This is a genomic window from Marinobacterium litorale DSM 23545 (assembly GCF_000428985.1).
Classification (GTDB): Bacteria; Pseudomonadota; Gammaproteobacteria; order Pseudomonadales; family Balneatricaceae; genus Marinobacterium_D; species Marinobacterium_D litorale.
In genome coordinates this window covers 1-2,141 of sequence record NZ_AUAZ01000063.1, presented here as the reverse complement: position 1 = coordinate 2,141, position 2,141 = coordinate 1, and the positions used below count along the sequence as shown (strand labels likewise).

The window sequence follows — 2,141 nt, the reverse complement described above, 5'->3', positions numbered from 1 at the left end:
GCGTTGGTGACGGGCATGTCCGTCTCGAAGTAGGTCATGGTCTCTTCGCGCCAGTTTCCCACTGCCCTGACCAGATCGCTCCAGACTTCCTTTTGGCCCTTCGGGATGGTGGCTATCCACTCGTCCAGGGCGGCTTCTGCCTGGAGCCGTGTGGTGGCGTCCCAGATGCCGTAGAAGCGCTCCTTGTGCTCGTAGGCGGCCAGCAGTTGCGGGAACGCGCCTGTCCAGGTCTCCATGATGAGGCGCTCCCGGTCTGAGACTTCGTGAGCGCGTTTCAGCAGGATTTTCCGGTCTCCCTTGAGAGTCCGGCTCTGGGACGGTTTCAGCTCCTTTCTGAGGCCCTTGCGCACTCTCTCTAGGGCATCGTTGGCCATGCGCACCACATGGAACTTATCGACCACGATACGGGCCTGGGGCAGCACAGCCTTGACCGCTGCCCGGTAGGGGTTCCACATGTCCATGCTGACGATCTCGACCTTCTGCCGGTCTTTCAGCTTCATCAGGTAGTTGGTCACCACGTCCTGGCGGCGGGTGGCCAGCAGGTCGAGCAGGGTTCGCTCCTCAATGTTGGTCAGAATGCAGCGGTAGCGCTTGTTCAGGTATAGCTCGTCAATGCCCAGGATGCGGGGCGTCTCGAAGCGGTGCCAGCGCCCCAGGAACTCGGCGCGGGCGTTGAAGATGTCGCGCACCGTCTTCTCGTCCAGGCCGGTCTGTGCCGCCACAAAGGTGTAGGGGTGGTTGAAGGATTCCTTCTCCACGTACTCATGCAGCCGCAGTGTCATACGGAATCCGTCCACCATCTCCGGTAGCTGGGGCCTGAATGTTGTCTTGCAGGCCCGGCAGGTGTATCGGCGGCGGACCACCCAGAGAGTGACCCGCTTGCCGTGGATGGGCAGATCACGATAGGGAACGTCACGCTTGCCGAACCGTACGAACTCACCCTGCACGCCGCATTCCTCGCAGGCGATGGGATCGGGCACGTCCACCTGGAAGTGCATTTCGTCGTCGGTTGATTTGCAGCCCAGTACTTGGTATTGCGGCAGGTGAAGGATGTTGTCGGGAAGTTCGGTCATGGTGTTGTATAGGCGTAGGTGTCAGTCAGATCCATCCGACTCGGCATTGGTGTTTGCTTTTTTACCCAACAAGCTGCTGGAAACGAAAAGTAAGGCACCGAGGACAATTGCAATATCAGCCAGGTTGAAGGCCGGCCAATGCCAGTCTCGCCAATAGAAATCAAAGGAATCCACAACATAGCCGCGAAAGACCCGGTCAATCAGGTTGCCCATGGCGCCACCGAGGATAAGACTGTAAGCGATGGCTTCTCCTTTATGACGATTTTCAAGGATCAGCTTGATCAGAAAAATCGAGACCACTACCGCGATTCCGATAAAAAAGTAGCGCTGCCAGCCTCCACCATTCGCAAAAAGACTGAATGCGGCACCGGTGTTCCATAGGTGCACCCAGTTAAAGAACGGGGTCACCGAAACATACTCGCCATAGGCCATTGATTGCTGCACCAGCCACTTTACAGCCTGATCAGACGCTGCCAGCAGGCCCGATATGGACAATAGGGCATACGGCGAGAGCTTTTTGCCAATAATGAGCATTATTTAACCCTTCAACGCCAAAATGCGTCTGGCACCGTTAAGTACAATGCCCCCCGCGATGGTGCCGATAATCAGATCCGGATAATTGGAACCGGTCCACGCGACCAGGGCGCCGGCGGTGATGACCCCCAGGTTGATCACCACGTCGTTGGCCGAGAATATCCAGCTTGCCTTCATGTGCGCCCCGCCTTCCCGATGTTTGGATATGAGCAGCAGACAACTGGTATTGGCAATCAATGCGACGAATGCGATAGCCATCATCACCAGCGATTCAGGCTCACTACCGAATACAAAGCGTCTCACCACCTCTACGAGCACGCCCACAGCCAAGATCAGTTGCAGTACACCAGCAAGATGCGCGGCACGTACCTGCATTTTCACGCTATGTCCAACCGCATAAAGGGCAAGCCCGTACACCGCCGCATCGGCAAAATTGTCCAGGGATTCTCCAATCAGGCCGGTGGACCGGGCGATCAGACCGGCAGTCATTTCCACCACGAACAGAAGTGCATTGATGCCGAGCAACCAGCGCAG

General features: G+C 57.1%; 3 protein-coding genes. All 3 read right to left on the bottom strand.

The genetic code is table 11. The features are described 5' to 3' along the window. On the bottom strand, positions 1-1,073 hold a 1,073-nt coding region (locus G403_RS0120400), incomplete at its 3' end, for an ISL3-like element ISPpu12 family transposase (RefSeq protein ID WP_036234900.1). Positions 1,074-1,094: 21 nt separating this feature from the next. Further along, positions 1,095-1,607, bottom strand: a complete 513-nt coding sequence (lspA, locus tag G403_RS0120395) for a signal peptidase II (protein ID WP_003821921.1) — start codon at positions 1,605-1,607, stop codon at positions 1,095-1,097. Between the two features lie 3 nt (positions 1,608-1,610). Further along, a partial coding sequence (locus G403_RS0120390) for a cation efflux transmembrane domain-containing protein (RefSeq protein ID WP_027855615.1) occupies positions 1,611-2,141 on the bottom strand: 531 nt, incomplete at its 5' end.